Origin of the sequence: Pseudomonas sp. 15A4 (genome assembly GCF_016925575.1) — a bacterium.
GTDB lineage: Bacteria > Pseudomonadota > Gammaproteobacteria > Pseudomonadales > Pseudomonadaceae > Aquipseudomonas.
Genome location: NZ_CP068986.1, coordinates 2,241,799 through 2,262,459 on the forward strand (window position 1 = coordinate 2,241,799; position 20,661 = coordinate 2,262,459).

Sequence of the window (20,661 nt, forward strand, 5' to 3'; positions counted from 1 at the left end):
GAATGCCCGGTTTTAAAGCGTTGTAGGGTGATTTGCGCTGGGATGGGGCAATTTTCAAGAGCGACGGCGAATTTGCCTGTTGACTAGAATGGTAAATATTGCTAGTGCGTTAGCGGCTAGAAGGGGCCAAGGGATGACCCCGAATGGAATCGCGGCGAGTGCAACCTGCTTCGTTGCTGGCAAGATTCCGGCATGCGCCCAGTCACACCAAGGGTTTCAGGTTTTGTAGCGGAGAAAAATTAAGCCCGGCATAAAGCCGGGCTGAGAGAACGACAGGGGTGAATCAGCTCAGGCGATTTGCACCAACATGGTCCGAGCCGTCAGCAGCCAGACGGTTTGCGCCTACATGGTCGGCACCGTCAGCAGCCAGACGGTTTGCGCCTACATGGTCGGCACCGTCAGCAGCGAGGCGGTTGGCGCCTACGTGGTCCGAGCCATCAGCGGCCTGACGGTTGGCACCAACATGATCGGCACCGTCAGCAGCGAGGCGGTTGGCACCTACGTGGTCGGAGCCATCAGCGGCCTGACGGTTGGCACCGACGTGGTCTGAACCGTCAGCAGCAACGCGCCCGATGTTAGTGTGGGACGAGCCGTTTTCTGCAACAACCGCAGCATTAACAGCGTGGTGCGCATCAACGGATGGAAGTGCAAAGGCGCTGCTTGCAAGAATGGAGAAAGCGAGGCCGAAGATCAGTTTGTTAGTTTTCATGATAGTTGCTCCAGATCGATTTAATTAGTGGGTAACTCGGTATGGAGTGAACTTTACTCGCCTCAGAATTATTAAGAAGTCAATCGCATTGGTAGCGATCATTGCTGAAATTGATACTGCCAAAAGCGAGTGTTATTCATGCACTTAGCGGCGCCTTGAAGCGCAAAAGGGCAGCTCACGTGAGTGAGCTGCCCTTGTTTTTCTGTCTTGATGCGCTGGTCGAAGCGGCTCGCAGCCGGGTCAAATCAATCGGTTTCGATCCGTGAGTGCTTGCGGGTGTCCTTCATGAACACATACACCAGCAGCGAAACCGCGATGCAGGCGGTGACGTACCAGTAGTAACCGGTTTCCATGCCGATGCTCTTGAACCACAGCGCGATGTATTCGGCCGTACCCCCGAAAATCGACACTGTCAGCGCATACGGCAGGCCGACGCCCAGGGCGCGGATCTCGGTCGGGAACAGTTCGGCTTTCACCACGGCGTTGATTGAGGTGTAGCCGCTGACGATGATCAGCGCGGCCATGATCAGAAAGAACGCGCCCCACCAGCTTTGGATGGTGTGGAGGGTGGTGAGGATCGGCACGGTACACAAGGTGCCCAGCACGCCAAAGGCAATCAGGATCGGGCGACGACCGATCTTGTCAGACAGCGCGCCGATCACCGGTTGCAACAACATGAACAGGAAAAGCGTGGCGGCAGAAATCGTCGTCGAATCGGTGATGCTCATGCCCACCGTGTTCACCAGGTACTTCTGCATGTAGGTCGTGTAGGTATAGAAGGCCAGCGTGCCACCCATGGTCAGGCCGACCACGGTCATCAGCTCTTTCGGATGGCGCATCAGTGTACGCATGAGGCTTTCTTTGGGTTTGTCCTTCTTGCGGTTGAACGACTCGGTCTCTTCCATGCCGCGACGCAGGAACAGCGCCACCACCGCGCACAATGCGCCGATGGCAAACGGGATGCGCCAGCCCCACGCGTGCAGCTGTTCAGTGGTCAGCGTTTGTTGCAGCACGATCAGCACCGCCAGCGCGATGAGCTGACCGGAGATCAGCGTCACGTACTGAAAGCTTGAGAAGAAGCCCCGGCGTTCCTTGGTCGCCATCTCGCTGAGATAGGTCGCCGAAGTGCCGTACTCGCCACCCACCGACAGGCCCTGCAACAGGCGGGCGAACACCAGCATGATTGGGGCGCCGACGCCGATGGTTTCGTAACCGGGGGTGAGGGCGATGATCAGCGAACCGAAACACATCAGCAGCACCGACGCCATCAGCGCGGCCTTGCGGCCTTTGCGGTCCGCATAGAGGCCCATGAGCCAGCCGCCGATAGGGCGCATCAAGAAGCCCACGGCGAAGATCGCGGCGGTGTTGAGGAGCTGGGCGGTGGTGTCGCCCTTGGGGAAGAAGACTTTGGCGAAGTAGAGGGAGAAGGCGGCGTAGACGTACCAGTCGTACCACTCAACCATGTTGCCGACCGAACCGCTGAAAATGGATTTCAGGCGACTTCCGGTGGTTTTCTCGGCGGCTGGCGTGGCAGCCGTTCCGTGGGAGGCAGAATTGGGGATGGCCATGGGATTTCCTGCAAGTCATTGTTGTTAGAAGGAGCGCATCGAGGCGGTCTGACAACAGTGATAGCAGGAGCTGTGCCAAAGGCTGAAAGGCCCGGAATAGAGGGGTTTTCGCGGCGAAGATAAGCGGAAATCCGCTTGTTGTCTGAAACCCATGAGCGAAAATCCGCTCATGGCCAGAAAGCTGTTCCCGGCTGAAGCCGGTCCCACTGACGGAATGCGATCACCTGGTGGGACCGGCTTCAGCCGGGAATGCATCGGTGGTTACACCGCAAATGTGATGGCGATCAAACGGGCCTCTTCCCGGCTGAAGCCGGTCCTACACAGATTACATCCGGGCAGCTCAACTCTGTGTATTGCCTTCAACCAGAAAGTCCTCGCGCACCAACCCGTGCCGCTGCATCTTTTCATTCAGCGTGCGGCGGGGCAGTTGCAGTTCGTGCATGGCCGCTTTGATGTCGCCCCTATGCCGTCGCAACGCCGAACGAATGCAATGGGCTTCGAACGCTTCTTGCTGCGCCACGAGAGACTGACCTACCGTGCTGCCTTGCGCAGCAGGGCCGTCCAGCCCCAGCACCTGGCGCTCGGCCGCATTCGCCAGCTCGCGTACGTTCCCTGGCCAGTCGTGGCTGAGCAGATGGCTCAGCTGCTCACCACTCAATACCGGCGCGCTACGACCCAGGCGCTCCGCCGCATTTCGCGAGAAATGGCTGAACAGCATCGGGATGTCCTCTCGCCGCTCGCGCAACGGCGGAAGGCGCAATTCCGCGATATTCAGCCGATACGCCAGGTCCTCGCGGAAACGCCCGGCCCTGGCTTCGTCCAGCAGGTCAGGCTTGGTCGCGGCAATGATGCGCACATCAATATCGATGCTCTGGTTCGAACCCAGGCGCTCGATTCGCCGTTCCTGAATCACCCGCAGCAGCTTGACCTGCTGCGCCAGCGGCATGCTTTCGATTTCGTCGAGGAACACCGTGCCACCGTGGGCGTACTCCAGCTTGCCGATTCGCTTGCCCTGAGCGCCGGTGAACGCGCCGCTTTCGTGTCCAAACAGCTCGGCTTCGAACAGCTGCTCCGGGATCGCCGCGCAGTTGACCGCAACGAAAGGTTTGTCGGCCCGCGGACCGAAGTCGTGCAGGCAACGCGCGACCATTTCCTTGCCGCTGCCGGTCTCGCCGCGAATCAGCACATTGACCGGCAGTTGCGAGAGGTCCAGCACCTGCCGCCTTAAAGTCTGCATCGTCGGCGACATGCCCAGCAGCGTCGCATCGAGACGCGAGCGGTTATCTGCGCGTTCGTGCAACGCGCGGTTTTCCAGCACCAGCGCGCGCTTCTCCAGTGCCCGCCGCAAACTGCCGAGCAGGGTTTCGGGGCTGAACGGCTTCTCGAGAAAGTCATAGGCGCCGTCGCGCATGGCGTCCACGGCCATGGGCACGTCGCCGTGGCCGGTCAGCATGATCACCGGCAAATCACGGTCTCGCAGCTGCAACGCTGCCAGCAATTGCAAACCATCCATGCCGGGCATGCGCACATCGCTGAGGATGACGCCGGGGAAGTGATCCGGCAGCTGCGCCAGGCATTCCTCAGCACGGCTGAACAGGCGCACCTCGAACCCGGACAGCGTGAGCCATTGCTCCACCGCTTCGCGAATGGGCGCCTCGTCATCCACCACGATTACCGCGTTCAGCATGGGGCGTCGGCCTCCGGGGCCTGGGTCAGACAGAAGAAAAACCGCGCGCCGTTGTTGACGTTTTCGGCGCTGAGCCGGCCGCCCAGCTCATGCACGATGGCAAACGAAACCGCGAGCCCCAGCCCCAGGCCGTCGCCCACCGGCTTGGTGGTGAAAAACGGATCGAAGACGTTGGCCAGGTGTTCTTGGGCAATTCCGCCGCCACTGTCGATGACGGAAAGGCACCAGTGCCCGCCGGTTGCATCGATGCGGATCTCCAGGCGCTTGAGAGGTTTATCGCCCATCGCGTCGAGGGCGTTGCGCATCAGGTTGATCAGCACCTGTTCAAGCCGAATCGCGTCGCCGCGCACCCACGCCGGGCGCGTCAGGTCGAGCACGCAACTAACACGTTCTTCCCGAATACGTGCGTCCAGCAACAGCAGCGCCTGGTCGACCACGGTGGCCAGATCAAGGCGTTCGCGCAGGCCGCTGGGGCTTTTGCGGGCAAAGGTTTTCAGGTGCCCGGTGAGCGCGGCCATGCGCGTCAGTTGCTGATCCAGCAGGCTCAACGCTTTGTGCGCATCGTCGACGCGGCCATGCTCCAACAGCAGGCGCAGGGTCGCGAGTTGCATGCGCTGCGCCGTCAGCGGCTGGTTGATTTCGTGGGCGAGGGCGGCGGACATCTGACCGAGCGCCGCCAGCTTGGTCGACTGCACCAGACCGTCCTGCGCCGTGTGCAGGTCCCGCGTGCGTTCTTCAACCAAACGTTCAAGCTCTTCGCGACTGCGCTGGCGTACCCGGGCGAGGCGCCAGCGCTGATACAGAAACAACCCCAGGAACACCAGCGTCAGCCAGATGCCTGCTGCCGCCAGACCCGCATTGCGCACATCTTCACTGGCAGGCTGGGGTTTGCGCAGCAGGTGCAAGGTCCAGCCCTCGGTCGGCAAGGGCATCGACTGCCACAAAAAATCGGCCTGCTCGTTGGGGGCGTCGACGCGGCTGAGATGGCTGTTCTCGCCGAACGTTCGCAGCGGCGCCTGATGCAAGGGCGTCAGCGGCTGTTTGTCGTACTGACGCGTGCTCGCCAGCTCTGCGTGGTCCTGCTCGGTCAGCGGGTGTAAAGCGCGGTACCGCCAGCCCGGCTGATTGGCGATGAAGACGATGCCCTTCGCGTCACTGACCAGCAGCAGGTCATCGTTTTGCGCCCAGGTGTGCTCCAGATCCGGAAACTCCAGCTTGACCACCATGGCCCCAATGAACTGCCCGGCCTCGTCCCGTACGGCGTTCGACAGGAAGTAACCCGGAATGCCGCTGGTCACGCCGACGGCATAAAAACGCCCGACACCGGTGGCGCGGGTTTGCGTGAAGTAGGGGCGGAAGCCGTAGTTGTGGCCCACATAACTGCTCGGCAGACGCCAGTTGCTGGCGCCGACGGCAAGGCCTTTGCGGTCGAGCAGTTCAAGGGTGGAGGATCGGGCGGCGCCGTTGATCTGCTCCAGTTTGAGATTGAGCGCCTGGGTGGTGTCGGCGCTGACCGGTCCGGCCAGTGCCGCCCGCAGTTGCGGATCGAGGGCCAGAACGGCTGGCAACGCGCGGTAGCGCTCGATCAGGGTTTGCAGCGTATTGGCATAGAGCGCCAGCCGGTCCCTGGATTGTTCAGCGTCATCTTCCAGGGCATGGCGCTGAGCCTGGTGCATCGCCAGCGTCGCCGCTATGACGGCACCGGCGAGGATCAGCAACACATAGAGCACAAGGCGGACGGAACGGGGCATGGGCATGACCTCCTTTCAGTGGCTGGCGCATTCGCCCCGGATTCCTGCCTTACAGCAAGTTAAACGTCGTCTCTTTCACGTTCTCCGAATCCAGGCCGATCATCAGCTTGAACTCGCCAGCCTCGGCTGCGTACTTCAGCGACGGGTTGAAGAACTTCAGGTCTTCTTCGGTCAGGGTGAAGCTCACGGACTTCTCTTCACCCGGCTTCAGCATGACTTTCTGGAAGTTCTTCAGCTCCTTCACCGGGCGGCTGATAGACGCGGCGACGTCGCGCAGGTACAGCTGAACCACGGTCTCACCGGCGACCTTGCCGGTGTTCTTGACCATGACGCTGGCGGTCAGCTTGTCCTTGCGGGTCATCTTGTTGATCGACAGGGTGATGTCCGACACGCTGAACTGCGTATAGCTCAGGCCGTAACCGAATGGGAACAGCGGGCTGGTCGGCTCCTCGAAATAGTTCGAGGTGTAGTTCGAATCGTTCGGGCGATACGGACGGCCGGTGTTCAGGTGGTTGTAGTACGCCGGCACCTGACCCACGGAACGCGGGAAGGTCATCGGCAGTTTGCCGGACGGGTTGTAGTCGCCGAACAGCACGTCGGCCAAAGCGTTGCCGCCCTCGGTGCCGAGGAACCAGCTTTCCACCATGGCGTCGGCCAGCTCGTTTTCTTCACCCAGCGCCAGCGGGCGGCCATTCATCAGCACCAGCACCAGCGGTTTGCCCGTGGCCTTGAGCGCGCGGATCAGCTCACGTTGACGGCCCGGGATCACCAGGTCGACCCGGCTCGCCGCTTCGTGGGACATGTTGCGCGACTCACCGACCACCGCCACGACGACGTCAGCCTGCTGCGCGGCCTTGACCGCTTCGTCGATCATCTCCTGCTCGGGACGCGGATCGATGGCGATCTGGTCGTCCATCTTGTTCAAGTAGGTAATGGCGTGCTGGTTGTCGGTGACGTTGGAGCCCAGCGCATAAACCAGCTTGGCCTTGTCGCCGACTGCCGCCGCGATACCGTCGTAGGCGTTGACGGTCTGACGCGCCAGACCGGCCGCCGACCAACTGCCCAGCATGTCCATCGAGCTTTTGGCCAACGGACCGATCACGGCGATAGTGCCCTGCTTTTTCAGCGGCAGGGTGTCGTTCTGGTTCTTCAACAGCACGATACTCTTGCGCGCGACGTCGCGGGCTTCGGCACGGTGCAAACGGTTTTCGGCGTTACGGTCGGCCGGGTCGTCCACTGCCGCGCCGATGCGCAGGTACGGGTTGGCGAACAGGCCCATTTCCCACTTGGCGCCGAGCACCTCACGCACGGCATCGTCGACTTCTTTCTCCGACACTTCGCCGCTCTTCACCAGGCCCGGCAGTTCTTCGCCGTAGGCCTTGTCGTTCATGCTCAGGTCGACGCCGGCCTTGATCGCCAGTTTGGCGGCTTCGCGGAAGTCTTTCGCCACGCCGTGGTCGATCAGCTCCTTGATTGCGCCGTGGTCGCTGACGGTCACGCCCTTGAACCCCCAATCCCTGCGCAAGACATCCTGCAGCAGCCAGGCGTTGGACGTGGAAGGCACGCCATTGATGGAGTTGAGCGCGATCATCACGCCGCCTGCGCCGGCATCAATCGATGCGCGATACGGTGGCAGATAGTCCTGCTGCATGCGCACCGGGCTCATGTCGACGGTGTTGTAGTCACGACCGCCTTCGACGGCGCCATACAGGGCGAAGTGTTTGACCACCGCCATGATGCTGTTGGGCGCCTGCATGCTGGTGCCCTGGAATGCGCGGGTCATGGTGGCGGAGATACGCGACACCAGATAAGTGTCTTCGCCGAAGCCTTCGGAGCTGCGGCCCCAGCGCGCGTCGCGGGTGATATCGACCATCGGCGCGAAGGTCATGTCGACGCCGTCGGCGGCTGCTTCGATCGCCGACACGCGACCGGTGCGGGTGATGGCGTTCATGTCCCAGCTGGACGCCAGGCCCAGGCTGATCGGGAACACCGTGCGCTGGCCGTGGACAACGTCGAAGGCGAAGAACATCGGAATCTTATTGCGGCTGTGACCGGCGGCATCCTGCATGGCGCGGTTGTCCGGCAGCACGACAGAGTTGAACGTGCCGCCGATGCGGCCTGCGGTGATTTCCTTGAGGATTTCCGGCTTCGGCATCTCCGGGCCGATGCTGATCAGGCGCAGCTGACCGATCTTCTCGTCGAGGGTCATTTGCTTCATCAGATTGGCGATGAAGGCATTCTTGGCTTGCAGGGTAGAGGGCGCCCCGACGCCGGTGGTGGCGTTTTCGGCCCAGGCGGACTGACTGACCAGGCCGATGACGAGACTCAGGAAACACAGCTTATTCATGAATGGTTTTCTCAAGGCGTTGCCGGCAACTCGCGCGTAATACCGGTCAGCCATTGTTATAGGTGTCGAACCTTTGGTTTTTATTGTCATCAGGACGGCAACGTCGCTGAACTCCTGTCTCATATGAGCATCAGTAGCGCAACGAGTTTTATCTGATTGTGGCCCGGCAATCCAGAGCCCTGACAACGTGATGGGGCGCGATTATGCCGGGGATCGTCCGGTTTGGCTAAAGTCATGACTGACAGGACTAACTATTGATGAGTACAGGGAGCACGCACGCCATGCGAACAGAGCGTTATGACCACAGCCGGGGCAGTCGTTACAAATTGTCACTGGCGTTGATGATGCTGCTGACGACACTGTTGTCCGGCTGCGGAATCAACAACATTCCGACCTACGACGAGCAGGTGAAGGCCGCCTGGGCTCAAGTGCAGAACCAGTATCAGCGCCGCGCAGACTTGATCCCCAACCTCGTGGAAACAGTGAAGGGCTACGCCAAGCAAGAGCAGGACACCCTGACCGCCGTTATTGAGGCGCGGGCCAAGGCGACGTCGATTCAGGTGGACGCCAGCACCCTGAATGATCCGGCCAAACTCAAGCAGTTCCAGGATGCACAGGGTCAGCTGACCGGCGCATTGAGCCGTTTGATGGTGGTCTCGGAGCGGTATCCGGATCTCAAATCCAACCAGAACTTCCTTGCGCTGCAATCCCAGCTTGAAGGTACGGAAAACCGCATTGCGGTGGCCCGTCGCGATTTCATCACGGCGGTCGAGCGTTACAACACCGAGATCCGCACCTTCCCGGGCCGTCTGTGGCATACCGTGATGTACAGCGATCTGCCGGTGCGTCCGAACTTCGAAGCCACTGCCGCTGACGCTGACAAAGCGCCACAAGTGAAGTTCTGATGGGACGCGCGCGCCGGGGAGTGATGGTCGCGTTACTGGCGATGTCGGTGGGTGTGTTTACCCAGTGGGCGCAAGCCGACCTCACGTTTCCGCCGCTGACCGGGCGTGTCGTCGACACCGCCGGGATGATCGATGGCCCGAGCAAAGAGCATCTCGAGCAGATGCTGCGCGCGCACGAAGAGCTGACCACCGAGCAAGTGGTGGTGGTCACGCTGCCTGACCTGCAGGGCTCGACCATTGAGGACTACGGCTATCAGCTCGGTCGTCACTGGGGCATCGGCCAGAAGGGCAAGGACAACGGCGCTCTGTTGGTGGTCGCCCGGGACGAGCGCAAGGTGCGCATCGAAGTGGGTTACGGCCTGGAAGATCGTCTGACGGATGCGCAATCATCAGTGATCATCAATCAGGTCATCACGCCGGCGTTCCGACAGGGCGATTTTGTCGGCGGTATCACCAAAGGCACCGAGGCGATGGTCCAGGTACTCGGCGGCGATCCCCTTGCCGAACCCGCAGTCGGCGCCACCGGCAGCGCAGCGGCGAGCGAGAACGAGGGTGTCGACTGGAAAGTGACCTTGCTGTTTCTGGTGCTGTTCGTGGTCATCAGTTACATCAGCGCACGTTCCGGGCGAGGCCGTTCCATCGGCTCCGGGGGCGGCGGGTTTGGCGGGTTTGGTTCCGGCGGCTCTGGCGGCTTCGGCTCAGGCGGCTCGGGCTCGGGCGGTATGCGCGGTGGCGGTGGTGGTTTTGGCGGGGGCGGTGCCTCCGGTGGCTGGTAGTTGTTCGCTCAGGAAGGGTTTACGTGCATGACATTGCTCAATAAAGACGAACAGCAGCGGGTTGCCCACGCCATCGAAACCGTCGAGCGTCAGACCGACGCGGAACTGGTGACGGTGCTGGCAACCAGTGCAGACGACTACACCTACGTGCCGCTGATCTGGGCCGGGGTCATCGCGCTGCTCGTGCCGGGGCTGCTCAATCTGCTGACCGGCTGGCTCAACGCTAATCATCTGCTGCTGGTGCAGGTCATCACGTTCATTGTGGTGGCGCTGCTGTGCCGGTTGCCTGGCGTCACCACGCGGCTGGTGCCTGTTCGCGTGCGGCACTGGCGGGCGGGTAATCTCGCCCGTCGGCAGTTTCTCGAACAGAATCTTCATGCCACCGCCAATGGCACCGGCGTGCTGATTTTCGTCAGCGAGGCCGAGCGCTACGTCGAAATCATCGTCGACGATGGCATCGCCCGACGCGTCGATAACGAAGTCTGGCGCGCGATGGTCGAGACCTTTACCCGGCAGGTGAAGGATGGCCGGATTCTGGAGGGGTTTGTCGGGTGCATCCGTTCGTGCGGCGAGGTGCTGAGCGAGCAGGTGCCCGTGACCCAGGCGCGCAACGAGTTGCCGAATCGGTTGGTGGTGTTGGAGTAGAGCCTCACGGCTGCCGATATGATCGTCCCCGCGCTGCGCGTGGGAATGCCTCTTCTGACGCTCCGCGTCATTTAATTGCACCTACTGCTTACGACCCGCCTAAAATAGCGCCTCGCATTTCCGCTCCCGAGGCGCTTTCCGATGTCCGTTACCGCACCCGCCACCGTTCCTGCGCAGGACCACCGCGCTCAGTTCCTGAGTCTGCTGGACACCTGCCTGACGCAAAACTCGCTGATCAAACTGGTGCTGGCCAAGTACGTCGGAAGTGAAGCGGAATTGCAGCGGGTCATCATCAAGCCCGTCACGGTCAAGGATCAGCCTTGCCTGTCCTTCGTCTATCGCTACAAGACCCGCGACATCACCAAGAATCACCTACTGGCCGAGGCGCAGACGCTGATTGCCAGCCTGCTGCCCGAGTCGTTCAAGAACGCTCATCTGCTGTCGCTCACCGATGAAGTGCAGCTGGAATTCAGCAAGAAGGGCAAAACCACGCTGTTCCGCAACAAGGCCCAGCAAGAACGCGAAGCCCCAACCGCCGAGCATGACCGCGAGAAAAAACGCTATCTGGAACTGAGCCGGCCGTTCCTGACCGATTTGGGCGTGACCAACAAGCAGCACGAGCTGATCCCGGCGATGTCGCGCAAGTGGAAGCAGATCAATAAGTTCATCGAAGTGTTTTCCCACGCGCTGGCGACCTCGCCGATCAAGCTAGACAGACCTTTGACGGTTGCGGATTTCGGGTCGGGCAAGGGCTATCTGACCTTCGCCATCCACGATTACCTGCGCAACACCTTGCAGGCCGAAGGCAACGTCACCGGCGTCGAGCTGCGCGAAGACATGGTCACGCTGTGCAACAACGCTGCCGCGCGGCTTGAGCATCCGGGGCTGGTGTTCAAGTGCGGTGACGTGCGCTCGGTGGCGCCCAGCGAACTGGACGTGATGATCGCCTTGCACGCCTGCGACATCGCCACCGATTACGCGATTCACACCGGCATCCGCTCGGGCGCCTCGATCATCATGTGCTCGCCGTGCTGCCACAAACAGATCCGACTGCAGATCCAGAGCCCGACGCTGCTCAAGCCGATGCTGCAATACGGTTTGCACATGGGCCAGCAGGCCGAGATGGTCACCGATGCCTTGCGCGCGCTGCTGCTGGAAGCCTGCGGCTATGAAACCAAGGTTTTCGAGTTCATCTCGCTGGAGCACACCAACAAGAACAAGATGATCCTGGCGGTCAAACGCACCAGCCCGGCGGACCCTGCTGAATTGCTGGCGAAGATTCAGGAGCTGAAAGTGTTCTACGGGATTCAGGAGCAGTGCCTGGAGCGCTTGCTCCAGGCGGATGGCCTGCTCGGCTAAATGCGAGCGGCGGCGACGGGCTTGGGTGCAATCACAGCCGTTTTGCGTCCGATGGCCAGCACGACCACGACACCGGCGGCGAAGATCCAGGTTGTCGGGTCAATGTGCTCGCCGAAAAACAGCGCCGAGAAGGCCATGGTGAAGAACAGCTGCACCAACTGAATCTGGCTGACCCGCGCGATGCCGCCCATGGCCAGCCCGGCGTACCAGGCGAAGAATCCGATAAATTGCGAGAACAGCGACACGTAGCCGAAGGCCCACCAGGTGCCGGGCGAGATCGGGCCCTTGTGCTGCCACGCCAGATAGCTGACGGGCAGGACCAACACCGGGATTGAAATCACCAGCGCCCAGCAGATCACCTGCCAGCCACCCATCTCCCTGGCCAGGCGGCCACCTTCGGCATAACCCAGCCCGCCAATCGCCACTGCGGCGACCATCAGCACATCACCGGCCTGAAGATTGCCGGCGCCGCTGATCAGCGCGTAACCCAACACCAGAACGCTACCCATGGCCGCGCAGGCCCAGAAGGCTTTCGACGGGCGCTCGTGGGAGAGCCATGCGGCGTAGATGGCCACCAGCAGCGGTTGCAGGCCATTGACCAGTGCGCCGTGGGAGGCAGGCAGGGTTTTCATGGCCCAGGCCGAGAGCACCGGGAACCCGACGATCACCCCAAGCACGACCACCATCAAGGCCTTGAACTGAGCCCGGGTCGGCCATTTTTCCCTGCGCCACAGCAGCAACGCCGCCGCCGGCACCGCCGCAAACAAGGCGCGGCCCAGCCCGTTGAGCAACGGATGAATCTCCTGCACCACGATGCGGGTCATGGGCAGCGTCAGACTGAAGATCACCACGCCGATCAGTCCGAGGGCCATGCCGGTGTTTTCACGAGAGGACATAGAGGGTCTTGCCTTGTTCTTGTGGGTGCGAAACGCACGGGTATTCAGCCACAGAACCTGGGTGGCGGCCCTTTACAGATGCGCGCTGAATCGTCCGTACACTTCAAAAGCTTCCCGGCTGAAGCCGGTCCTACTAACCGACCGCGATGCTTTTGTAGGACCGGCTTCAGCCGGGAATCGGTCAAGGGTGGAACTGCCGTTTTCGAGGATTTTCCTGGCGAGCACTCAATCGCCTCAAATGTTGGTGCAGAAGTTGAATGCAACGTTCCTGCAACAGTTTGAAGGTCAAATTGATGCCGTCGAATTCAGCCAGGAGAACCATCGTGTCGGGTATCGGAAAATGGGCGTTGCAGGGTGTCGTGGTATTCCTTTTCGCATGGCTGGCGACGGTGGCCGCTCAATGGTCAGGCAGCGTTGTGCACACGACGAGCAGTGATCGGCTTGCCGCCCTCAGCAGCATGCGCCTGACCACCGAATCGGTCGCCACCAGCGTAAGCAAACACAGTCAGAGTGGGGCAGTGGTGGTGGGGGCGTTGTCGGAAGGTAACGAGTAAAGGGCAGCGGCTGGGAAGATTCGAAGCGGTGAGCGACTGGAGACCGGACCTCGCAGGGTCCGGTTTTTGTTTTTGTCAGCAGAGTTTGTCCTGGGGAAAAAATTTCTCTAGTATCCCGCCATGGCTACCGTACATAACAATCGCAACTGGAAGATCAAAATCTATCCGGACGACCATGCCCCGCCCCATTTCCATGTCCAGACGCCTGACGGGGAGTCACTCGTGCAGATTGACGGTTTAAGGGTCTTAGGCAGGGGCGCTGAGGGGAAGGCGCTGAAAGAAGCGCTGCAGTGGGCCAGGAATCATACCCGGGACTTGTGGCGTATCTGGTATGAGCAGAATCGGAGGACTTGAGACATGACCAGCAAATTACGCATCGTCGCTGCGCAACCTGTCGCGAACAGCCGCTCGTTGATCCTCGACTGGAACAACGGCAAGCGTCATACCGTTGATTTGTCGGCCTACATCGACCAATTTGAAGCGCTGGTGCCACTGAAGGATGAAACGCTGTTCAGTCAGGTGACTGTGGGTGATTGGGGGTTCGACGTGTCGTGGGGGAATGATATCGAGCTGTCTGCGTCGACGCTTCACCGGCTCGCGCTGGAGCAGGCCGGTGAAGTCATGCCGACGCGTGACTTCAAACAGTGGATGGCAAAGAACAACCTTTCGCTCTCGGCAGCGGCCATCGAGCTGGGCTTTACGCGTCGAACCATTACTGCTTACAGCAGCGGTGCTGCACTTATTCCCAAGCACGTGGCATTGGCCTGTCGGGGTTGGGAATATGAGCACTCGCCGCGCTAACCCTCAGCCCTTCTTCAACTCCAACGCTTCCTTCAATCGCGCCACCGGCACCGCAAGCGCCGGATCGCCCAGCGGGTGGGTAGCGGCGTTGAAGAATGTCAGCTCGATGTTCTGCCCTTCAAACAATTCGCTATAGCGGCGTTTCTGGTGCTGGATGAACGCGTCACTGCGCGGCAATACCGAGATGGCGATGCGCTTGGGACGGGCCTGGAGAATGGCGTTGAGAATGTGTCGATCCTGCTTGCCCAGCGAGTGGCCGAAGACGCATAGCGCGCCCTCATGCTGCGCCAGTTGGGCGTGGCAAAACGACAGATAGTCCGAACCGCGGATGATCTTCATCTTGTCGTCGCTACGGCCCTCACAGACAAACAGCGGCACATCCTCCAGCGCGTTGATCGCGAAACTGCCCAGCAGCGTGCTCTCCGAAGACAGCAACTTGCGCGCCGTGCCATCGAAGTTCTTCACCAGGTGCATGCCGCCATGCAGGTACAAAATGCGCGTGGCGTGGCTGTCGGTGCGGTGCAGGTTGAACACAGCGTCATCGTCGAACAGATCATCGAACGGCTGCGCGCCATGCATCGCTGCCCAGTACGCCAGTAGGTCGTAGTTGGTGGAGTACACCGTCTGGTACTGGCTCAGAGCTTCATTGATTTTGCCGACAGTCGACGCTTCCATCAGCCGCCACGGGATATGCGCTGAACGGATGCCATGAATCAGGGCTTCCTTGATCGCGAAGTAACGGTTCCGTGGCGAGGACGACCCGATGGTCAGCGCGGCATTGACCCGCATGGCGACTTTCAGACCGCTGAGCACGGGTTCGAAATTCTCCGTTTCCATGGATTTGAACAGCGCCAGCTCAGTGGCGCTCAGGGGTTTGTTGCGCGTGGTCTGCGCCAGCTCGAACAGCGAGTCGTAGGCAAAGTTCTTCCACACGGCAAGACTGGCGCCGTTGCCCAGCAGCAATCCCGAGCAGGGATTAACGGCTTGCAGCGTGTTCCAGTCGGCCAGTTCGGCATCAAAATCCGTGAATTCCATCATCTCGCTTCGCTTTCAGGTGAGCAGGTACTGACCGGACGCCAGAACGGAGGGGACTTATAGAAACCCAGGTCGGCATTGTCAACGCGGCAACCCGGCTTCGAGCATTTTTGGCAGGGCACCGCTGGTCTCGCTAACGTCTATAGAGTGAATGGCGGGTGTAAGGTTTTATCCGACAACCCACAACACTCTCTTGAATGAGGGGAGATCACCATGCACACCGCGATGCTCAGCAAGACGCACTTCAACGGCTACGATGTGATTAACGTCAATAACGGACCTTGGCGGGTCTGCACCCACCACGATCGATTAGGCTCGTTCTCCACGCGCGAAGAAGCCATGGCTTATGCAGCCTCCTTGCCGGCCTATCAAGAGCGGACGGCGTTAGCACCTGCCGCCAAAGCGCACTAATGACACGACTCCTCGCCATTTGAGCTCTGGTGTTGCCGGAGCTCAATCGGCCGGATAGCAACTCGTGAACTGCACTATCCATTTGCGAAGTTTCATGCAGCCTGCACGATTTCGCATTTTCCCTATTCTTCTAACTGCTTGATTCGCCAGGCTTTTCGATATCTGGCTATATCGGCACGGTCGATGCAACTCTCATCACGAACCTGCAGGATCGGCACTTAGATCGATCCGCTTACCGTGATCCAGAGGAAACAACATGAACGCCATCGAACTGTTGAAAGCCGACCATGAACGCGTAAAAGCCATCTTGACCCAACTGAGCGAGTCCACCGAGCGCGGTGTTAAAAAGCGCACTGACTTGCTGGCCAAACTGGAGATGGAAATCACCATCCATACCAAGATCGAGGAAGAAATTCTCTATCCGGCGTTTAAAGAGGCGGGCGGCAAAGAGCAGGACATCATGTACTACGAAGCCAAGGAAGAGCACCGCACCGTTGACGCCCTGGTGCTGCCGGACCTCAAGCAAACCGACCCTGCCACCCCGGAGTTTTCCGGTCGTGTGAAAGTGGTCAAAGAGCTGTTGGAGCACCACATCGAGGAAGAAGAGGAAGAAATGTTCCCCCAGGCTGAAAAGTTGCTGGGCAAGAAGAAGCTGGAAGAGCTTGGCGCGCAGATGGAAGCAATGAAGGCTGAATACAAGAAGTCCATGTCGTCGCCGAGCATTGCAGCGTAAGCGTTGATGGAATGAACGAGCCCGGAGTTTTCCGGGCTTTTTTGTGGGTGATGGTTTCTAGTACCTGATGAGAGGTGCGGGGCGTTCACGGGCCTCTTCCCGGCTGAAGCCAGTCCCACATTTGAATTGCGTGCGTTCAGTAGGACTGGCGGCGGACTCCATTGTGGGACCGGCCTTAGCCGGGAAAGCGTCAGCCGCCACGCTGCAAAACCAATGGCGAACACACTTGCCTCTTGTCGGCTGAAGCCGGCCCCACAAGGAAACGCTAGCTTTGTATGCCTGTGTATCCAGACCCCTTGCCGATACGTACTGACTGAAAGCTCCCACTCGGTGACACACCGCAGATACGTGCAGTGCATTCAATGGTCACAGCGAAATGCGGGGCCAGGCTTCGGCCATTTCGGCCAAGCCCCCGACCATGAATGCACACCGAGGAAGCACCCCATGAACAGAATCAACGCGTCATTGCTGCTAAGCGTTTTTACGGCGGGCGCCCTGGCGCTGGGCGTTGCCGATGCGGCTCAGGCTGCACCGGTCAAAAACATCGTGCTGGTCCACGGCGCCTTTGTGAACGGGTCGGGCTGGAAGCCGGTTTACGAGATCCTGCGCAAGGACGGCTACAACGTCTCGATCGCTGAACACCCGCTGACGTCGTTCGCCGATGACGTGACGGCGGTGAAGCGCATTGTTGATCAGCAGGACGGCCCGACGATTCTGGTCGGCCACAGTTATGGCGGCGCGATCATCACGGATGTCGGCAATGACGCCCACGTCGTGGGCTTGGTGTACATCGCCGCCCACGCGCTGGATCAGGGTGAAACCGAGGCGCAGAACGGCAAGCTCTACCCCAACGCCACCAAGGCGGTGAAGAAAACCGCCGACGGCTTTCTGTCCCTCGACCCTGCGCTATACCCGGCGGACTTCGCGGCTGACCTGCCCAAGGCTCAGGCTGAGTTCGAGGCCATTTCTCAGGAGCCGACCGCGGCATCGGTGTTCACCACCCCGCTGGCGTGCCCGCGTGGAAAACCAAACCGAGCTGGTACGCAGTGGCCGGCGCAGACCGGATCATCAACCCGGACCTTGAGCGCATGTACGCCAAGCGGGCCAACAGCCACACCATCGAGATCAAAGGCGCCAGTCACTCGGTGTACCAGTCCCGTCCCCAAGAGGTGGCCGCGTTGATCGAACAGGCCGCCACCCATGCGGCGGATTGACGTATCGCTTTCACAACCGACTTGTAACCCCTGCAACGTCGAAGGTTGCCTGGGGAATCAGGCCACTTCGACAACACCTGAGCCGGCGATCAGATCCAACGGCATCGGTTGCAATTGCCCCACCATGGGTTTGGCAAACAGATAGCCCTGCATCAGCTCGACACCCAGATCCAACAGGGCGTCGCGCTCTTCGCGGGTTTCGATGCCTTCGGCCACGACCGTGATGCCAAGCCGCTTGGACACCAACACGATCCCTTCAACAATCGCCTGGCGTACAGTGTCCCGGTCGATGTCACGGGTGAGTGCCATGTCGATTTTCAGGACCTGTGGCTGAAACATCGCCAGCATGTTCAGGCCGGAATAACCTGATCCGAAGTCATCGATAGCGGTGGTAAAACCTTGCCGCGCGTACTCTTCAAAAATGGACTTGAGATGATTCGGGTCTTCGACGCGCTCGCCTTCTGTGACTTCGAACATGAGCCGGTCCACCGGGAAGTCGAACGTCCGGGACGCTTCAAGGGTTGCACGAATGCAGGTTTCCGCCCGGTACACCGCCTTGGGCAGGAAGTTGATACTCAGCTTGCAGTCTGGAATCGCAGGCAGGCCCAACCGGGTAGCGAGCTCAATGGCCCTGACCCGGCACGCCTGATCGAAACGGTATCGGTTGCCGTCGTTGACCTGACCCAGAATGAACGCTGCCGACTCGCCATTGACGCCACGTACCAGCGCCTCATAAGCAAAAGGCGCGCCCGTGATGACGTTGAAAATAGGCTGGAAAGCCATGGTGAAGTCGAATCCCAGCCCTTCAAGATTTCGACATTCAGCGCAGCCAATGGATTCGAAGGTTGCCAAGGGGATATGTTGCATGATCGTCACTGCCTTGAGGTTTCGTCGGTCGATGTGTGGATTTCGAGCGACAGGTTTCTCTGTATCGGCAGTTGGCGTGAAATCTGTGGTGCGGATTTGCAGCAGGGGATTAGCGGTAACGAAAATCGGTGCCTGAGAGGGGGAGGTCTGGCCCGGTCTTTGAAATCGAGGGCAAGAACCAAGGTTGATTCAGAGGGGGAGGGCGGCTGGAAGGCCCGTAAACACTGGGGGAGATGGAGCGGGTAGAGGGAATCGAACCCTCAACTAAAGCTTGGGAAGCTTTCGTTTTACCACTAAACTATACCCGCTTTTAAATCGACGCCTTTGGCGCGGCTGACTTTGTACCAGATGCTGCGTGTTAATTGAAGCGTTATATGCCGCACCGACCCAATGCCATCTCGTCCACCCCTGATTCGCTGTCCAATAGCGCTCATCAGGGTCTGCAGCAGACCATTCCCTCCCCGTCTTCTGCTCTTGCATTGCCCAGTCCAATCACACCGCAAACGCCTGTTGCAACTGACCCGTTCTGTAATGAACGCGGCGGGGTTCAGGCGTGGGCGTCAGAAACCCGTGCAGCGCCTCTTTCGATGCCAGGCACGCGGCCTTGTTCTCCATGTCCAGAAAGTGCCCGGCATCCTGAAGGGTGCTGAAATGGCAGTCGCGAATGTAGTGGGCGAAGTGCCGGGCGTCGGCAGCCGAGGTGTATTCGTCCCATGCGCCATTCATGAACAACACCGGCACATTGATGCGCTTGGCCGCTTTCATCTGCGGGTGATTGCTCGCGTCCAGCACATGATCGATGTGGTGGTGCATCTGCGCGTACTCATGCGCATCCAGGGAGCTGACGTGCTTGTGGTTGTAGCGCTTGAACAGCGTGGGCAGGTGTTTGCCCAGGGTGCTGTTGAGCAACTCCCCGACGCCATGGCGGTTGTAAGTGCCGAAGTGTTGCCGGCCGCGCTCGAGGTAGTCGCGCAGAGGGTCGCTGATGACGGGGGAGAACGAGCTGATGACTGCCTTTTCGATGCGTTTGGGCCGGTGGGCCAGGGCGACCAGCGCTGCCGCGCCGCCCCATGAGAACGACATCAGGAGTTCGGCGTTGAAATGGTCGATGAGCTCCAGCAGCAGTTGGCCTTCAAGCTCTTTGGTCAGGGGGCGTTCATGGGCATTGTGGGGTTTTGATTTGCCGGCGTAAGGCGGGTCGTACAGCACGACGTTGAATTGCGGATGCAAGTTGCGCACGGTCTGGGCGAAGGAGGTGGTCGTGGCGAGCGAGCCGTTGACCAGAATGATGGTCTTCTCGGCGGCGTCTGCGCGGTAGAGCTCCGTGTAAACCCGGAACTGGCCCTGGATATCCAGCACAGCGATTTCTGGCTTCATCTCCATGTCTCCTGACGAAAAAACGGGGTGCTCAGAGACACGTTGCACGGGTTTCGTGACAGGTAGGCAATGTGACGCAGGTTTCAGATCAACGCGACTTCGTCGGCACTCAGCGCCCTGTATTGTCCAGGCGCCAGTGCGGAGTCGAGCACCAGTGGCCCCATGCTTTCGCGGTGCAGCCGGGTCACCTTGTTGTTGAAGTGGCCGAACATGCGTTTGACCTGGTGGTAGCGGCCTTCGAGGATGCTCAACCGGGCGCGATGACTGTCCAGAATCGTCAGCTCGGCGGGCTGTGTCATCAGGTCTTCAAACGCGAAATAAAATCCCTCAGCAAATTTTTCGACGTAGTTCGCGCCGATGTCGTCTTCGGTTTCGACGCAATAGACCTTCGCCAGCTTGGTGGTTGGCTGCGTCAGACGGCGCGACCAGTGGCCGTCATTGGTAATGAGCATGAGCCCGGACGTGTTGAAATCCAGACGGCCGGCAATGTGAAGATCGTCCTTGTCGGGTTCATCCAGCAGGTCGAGCACGGTGGGGTGCTGCGGATCGACGGTTGCGCTGACGCAGCCCGGAGGTTTGTGCAGCATGAAATACCGGGCGGGTTTGCCGTGCTGAAGGACTTCTTCATCGAGCCGCACCTGGCTGAATTCGCGGACCTCATGCAGCGGGTTTTTTACCGGCAACCCGTCGACCTGCACGCGGCCTGCGATCAGCGCCAGTCGTACCTCTTTGCGGCTGAAGCGCGGCAGGTTGCTGAGGAAACGGTCAAGACGCATCGCGACGCTTCGCCTCGACGCCTGCGCATTGCGGGCAAAGACATGCCTGTCCACGGACCTCTTCGGGTAGCGCTGCCAATACCGCCGGGTCGATCTCGGCGGTAAAACACCAGCAGGCCTGGTCCACTGTGCGCGGATCAGCCAGGGTGCAGCGGTTACTGGCGCCGCAAACAGGGCAAATGCTGGTGTCGATGATGTGGGTGTCCATGTAGGCGCGGTCTTTGAAGGTCGCCAATGCTAGCGCGCCGCC

The 20,661-nt window shown here is 60.1% G+C and carries 20 protein-coding genes and 1 tRNA gene; 9 read left to right on the top strand and 12 right to left on the bottom strand.

What is annotated here, in order from left to right:
• Positions 1-283 precede the first annotated feature (283 nt).
• From JN403_RS25885 to bglX, 5 genes are all read right to left on the bottom strand, one after another.
• Positions 284-709: a hypothetical protein gene (locus tag JN403_RS25885; RefSeq protein WP_205486872.1), complete on the bottom strand. Its 426-nt coding sequence runs from the start codon at positions 707-709 to the stop codon at positions 284-286.
• A gap of 245 nt (positions 710-954) precedes the next feature.
• Positions 955-2,277: an MFS transporter gene (locus JN403_RS10095; protein ID WP_065992311.1), complete on the bottom strand. Its 1,323-nt coding sequence runs from the start codon at positions 2,275-2,277 to the stop codon at positions 955-957.
• A 340-nt stretch (positions 2,278-2,617) separates the two neighbouring features.
• Positions 2,618-3,964 carry a sigma-54 dependent transcriptional regulator gene (locus tag JN403_RS10100; RefSeq protein WP_205486873.1) on the bottom strand — a complete coding sequence of 449 codons (1,347 nt, stop codon included), beginning with the start codon at positions 3,962-3,964 and terminating at the stop codon, positions 2,618-2,620.
• Positions 3,958-5,721, bottom strand: coding sequence for an ATP-binding protein (locus JN403_RS10105; RefSeq protein ID WP_205486874.1), 1,764 nt, complete (start codon positions 5,719-5,721; stop codon positions 3,958-3,960). The genes JN403_RS10100 and JN403_RS10105 overlap by 7 nt, the downstream gene beginning before the upstream one ends.
• A gap of 43 nt (positions 5,722-5,764) precedes the next feature.
• Complete coding sequence (bglX, locus tag JN403_RS10110) at positions 5,765-8,062, bottom strand: beta-glucosidase BglX (RefSeq protein ID WP_205486875.1); 2,298 nt, start codon at positions 8,060-8,062, stop codon at positions 5,765-5,767.
• A 281-nt stretch (positions 8,063-8,343) separates the two neighbouring features.
• On the opposite strand from bglX, the gene JN403_RS10115 reads away from it, so the two are divergent.
• From JN403_RS10115 to JN403_RS10130, 4 genes are all read left to right on the top strand, one after another.
• Complete coding sequence (locus JN403_RS10115; protein ID WP_205486876.1) at positions 8,344-8,967, top strand: LemA family protein; 624 nt, start codon at positions 8,344-8,346, stop codon at positions 8,965-8,967.
• A gap of 41 nt (positions 8,968-9,008) precedes the next feature.
• A complete protein-coding gene (locus JN403_RS10120; protein ID WP_240356951.1) occupies positions 9,009-9,743 on the top strand; it encodes a TPM domain-containing protein in 735 nt (244 codons plus the stop codon).
• A gap of 27 nt (positions 9,744-9,770) precedes the next feature.
• Positions 9,771-10,388, top strand: a complete 618-nt coding sequence (locus JN403_RS10125; RefSeq protein ID WP_205486877.1) for a TPM domain-containing protein — start codon at positions 9,771-9,773, stop codon at positions 10,386-10,388.
• A gap of 141 nt (positions 10,389-10,529) precedes the next feature.
• Positions 10,530-11,747 (top strand): SAM-dependent methyltransferase, encoded by a 1,218-nt coding sequence (locus JN403_RS10130; RefSeq protein WP_205486878.1) that lies wholly within the window; start codon positions 10,530-10,532, stop codon positions 11,745-11,747.
• Here the strand turns inward: JN403_RS10130 and JN403_RS10135 are convergent.
• Positions 11,744-12,643, bottom strand: a complete 900-nt coding sequence (locus JN403_RS10135) for a DMT family transporter (RefSeq protein WP_205486879.1) — start codon at positions 12,641-12,643, stop codon at positions 11,744-11,746. The two genes, JN403_RS10130 and JN403_RS10135, sit on opposite strands and share 4 nt — an antisense overlap.
• 323 nt (positions 12,644-12,966) lie before the next feature.
• Between JN403_RS10135 and JN403_RS10140 the strand changes: the two genes are divergently transcribed.
• Complete coding sequence (locus JN403_RS10140; RefSeq protein ID WP_205486880.1) at positions 12,967-13,197, top strand: hypothetical protein; 231 nt, start codon at positions 12,967-12,969, stop codon at positions 13,195-13,197.
• 357 nt (positions 13,198-13,554) lie between these two features.
• The gene (locus JN403_RS10150; RefSeq protein ID WP_205486881.1) at positions 13,555-13,998 is read left to right on the top strand and encodes a DUF2442 domain-containing protein; all 444 of its coding nucleotides are present in this window, start codon (positions 13,555-13,557) and stop codon (positions 13,996-13,998) included.
• A gap of 3 nt (positions 13,999-14,001) precedes the next feature.
• Here the strand turns inward: JN403_RS10150 and JN403_RS10155 are convergent, their stop codons facing one another.
• Positions 14,002-15,036 (bottom strand): DUF4917 family protein, encoded by a 1,035-nt coding sequence (locus tag JN403_RS10155; protein ID WP_205486882.1) that lies wholly within the window; start codon positions 15,034-15,036, stop codon positions 14,002-14,004.
• 210 nt (positions 15,037-15,246) lie between these two features.
• On the opposite strand from JN403_RS10155, the gene JN403_RS10160 reads away from it, so the two are divergent.
• From JN403_RS10160 to JN403_RS10170, 3 genes are all read left to right on the top strand, one after another.
• Entirely contained in the window at positions 15,247-15,444 is a 198-nt protein-coding gene (locus JN403_RS10160) for an SPOR domain-containing protein (protein WP_205486883.1), read from the top strand.
• A 256-nt stretch (positions 15,445-15,700) separates the two neighbouring features.
• Positions 15,701-16,177, top strand: a complete 477-nt coding sequence (locus tag JN403_RS10165) for a hemerythrin domain-containing protein (protein WP_205486884.1) — start codon at positions 15,701-15,703, stop codon at positions 16,175-16,177.
• Between the two features lie 444 nt (positions 16,178-16,621).
• A complete protein-coding gene (locus JN403_RS10170; protein WP_205486885.1) occupies positions 16,622-17,359 on the top strand; it encodes an alpha/beta hydrolase in 738 nt (245 codons plus the stop codon).
• Positions 17,360-17,448: 89 nt separating this feature from the next.
• Here the strand turns inward: JN403_RS10170 and JN403_RS10175 are convergent, their stop codons facing one another.
• The 5 genes from JN403_RS10175 to JN403_RS10195 form a co-directional block, all read right to left on the bottom strand.
• A complete protein-coding gene (locus JN403_RS10175; protein WP_122622397.1) occupies positions 17,449-18,258 on the bottom strand; it encodes an EAL domain-containing protein in 810 nt (269 codons plus the stop codon).
• Positions 18,259-18,492: 234 nt separating this feature from the next.
• A tRNA-Gly gene (locus tag JN403_RS10180) sits at positions 18,493-18,566 on the bottom strand.
• A gap of 184 nt (positions 18,567-18,750) precedes the next feature.
• Positions 18,751-19,635 (bottom strand): alpha/beta hydrolase, encoded by an 885-nt coding sequence (locus JN403_RS10185; protein ID WP_205486886.1) that lies wholly within the window; start codon positions 19,633-19,635, stop codon positions 18,751-18,753.
• Between the two features lie 83 nt (positions 19,636-19,718).
• Positions 19,719-20,411: a pseudouridine synthase gene (locus JN403_RS10190; protein ID WP_205486887.1), complete on the bottom strand. Its 693-nt coding sequence runs from the start codon at positions 20,409-20,411 to the stop codon at positions 19,719-19,721.
• On the bottom strand, positions 20,401-20,619 hold the full coding sequence (locus tag JN403_RS10195; RefSeq protein ID WP_122536037.1) for a cysteine-rich CWC family protein: 219 nt from the start codon (positions 20,617-20,619) through the stop codon (positions 20,401-20,403). Before JN403_RS10195 ends, JN403_RS10190 begins: the two co-directional genes overlap by 11 nt.
• Between the last annotated feature and the right edge of the window lie 42 nt (positions 20,620-20,661).

Excerpts from the sequence above, each read along its gene's own strand:
- JN403_RS25885 (WP_205486872.1), bottom strand. The coding sequence starts at position 709 with ATGAAAACTAACAAACTGATCTTCGGCCTCGCTTTCTCCATTCTTGCA.
- JN403_RS10095 (WP_065992311.1), bottom strand. The coding sequence starts at position 2,277 with ATGGCCATCCCCAATTCTGCCTCCCACGGAACGGCTGCCACGCCAGCC.
- JN403_RS10100 (WP_205486873.1), bottom strand. The coding sequence starts at position 3,964 with ATGCTGAACGCGGTAATCGTGGTGGATGACGAGGCGCCCATTCGCGAA.
- JN403_RS10105 (WP_205486874.1), bottom strand. The coding sequence starts at position 5,721 with ATGCCCATGCCCCGTTCCGTCCGCCTTGTGCTCTATGTGTTGCTGATC.
- bglX (WP_205486875.1), bottom strand. The coding sequence starts at position 8,062 with ATGAATAAGCTGTGTTTCCTGAGTCTCGTCATCGGCCTGGTCAGTCAG.
- JN403_RS10115 (WP_205486876.1), top strand. The coding sequence starts at position 8,344 with ATGCGAACAGAGCGTTATGACCACAGCCGGGGCAGTCGTTACAAATTG.
- JN403_RS10120 (WP_240356951.1), top strand. The coding sequence starts at position 9,009 with ATGTCGGTGGGTGTGTTTACCCAGTGGGCGCAAGCCGACCTCACGTTT.
- JN403_RS10125 (WP_205486877.1), top strand. The coding sequence starts at position 9,771 with ATGACATTGCTCAATAAAGACGAACAGCAGCGGGTTGCCCACGCCATC.
- JN403_RS10130 (WP_205486878.1), top strand. The coding sequence starts at position 10,530 with ATGTCCGTTACCGCACCCGCCACCGTTCCTGCGCAGGACCACCGCGCT.
- JN403_RS10135 (WP_205486879.1), bottom strand. The coding sequence starts at position 12,643 with ATGTCCTCTCGTGAAAACACCGGCATGGCCCTCGGACTGATCGGCGTG.
- JN403_RS10150 (WP_205486881.1), top strand. The coding sequence starts at position 13,555 with ATGACCAGCAAATTACGCATCGTCGCTGCGCAACCTGTCGCGAACAGC.
- JN403_RS10155 (WP_205486882.1), bottom strand. The coding sequence starts at position 15,036 with ATGATGGAATTCACGGATTTTGATGCCGAACTGGCCGACTGGAACACG.
- JN403_RS10160 (WP_205486883.1), top strand. The coding sequence starts at position 15,247 with ATGCACACCGCGATGCTCAGCAAGACGCACTTCAACGGCTACGATGTG.
- JN403_RS10165 (WP_205486884.1), top strand. The coding sequence starts at position 15,701 with ATGAACGCCATCGAACTGTTGAAAGCCGACCATGAACGCGTAAAAGCC.
- JN403_RS10170 (WP_205486885.1), top strand. The coding sequence starts at position 16,622 with ATGAACAGAATCAACGCGTCATTGCTGCTAAGCGTTTTTACGGCGGGC.
- JN403_RS10175 (WP_122622397.1), bottom strand. The coding sequence starts at position 18,258 with ATGCAACATATCCCCTTGGCAACCTTCGAATCCATTGGCTGCGCTGAA.
- JN403_RS10185 (WP_205486886.1), bottom strand. The coding sequence starts at position 19,635 with ATGAAGCCAGAAATCGCTGTGCTGGATATCCAGGGCCAGTTCCGGGTT.
- JN403_RS10190 (WP_205486887.1), bottom strand. The coding sequence starts at position 20,411 with ATGCGTCTTGACCGTTTCCTCAGCAACCTGCCGCGCTTCAGCCGCAAA.
- JN403_RS10195 (WP_122536037.1), bottom strand. The coding sequence starts at position 20,619 with ATGGACACCCACATCATCGACACCAGCATTTGCCCTGTTTGCGGCGCC.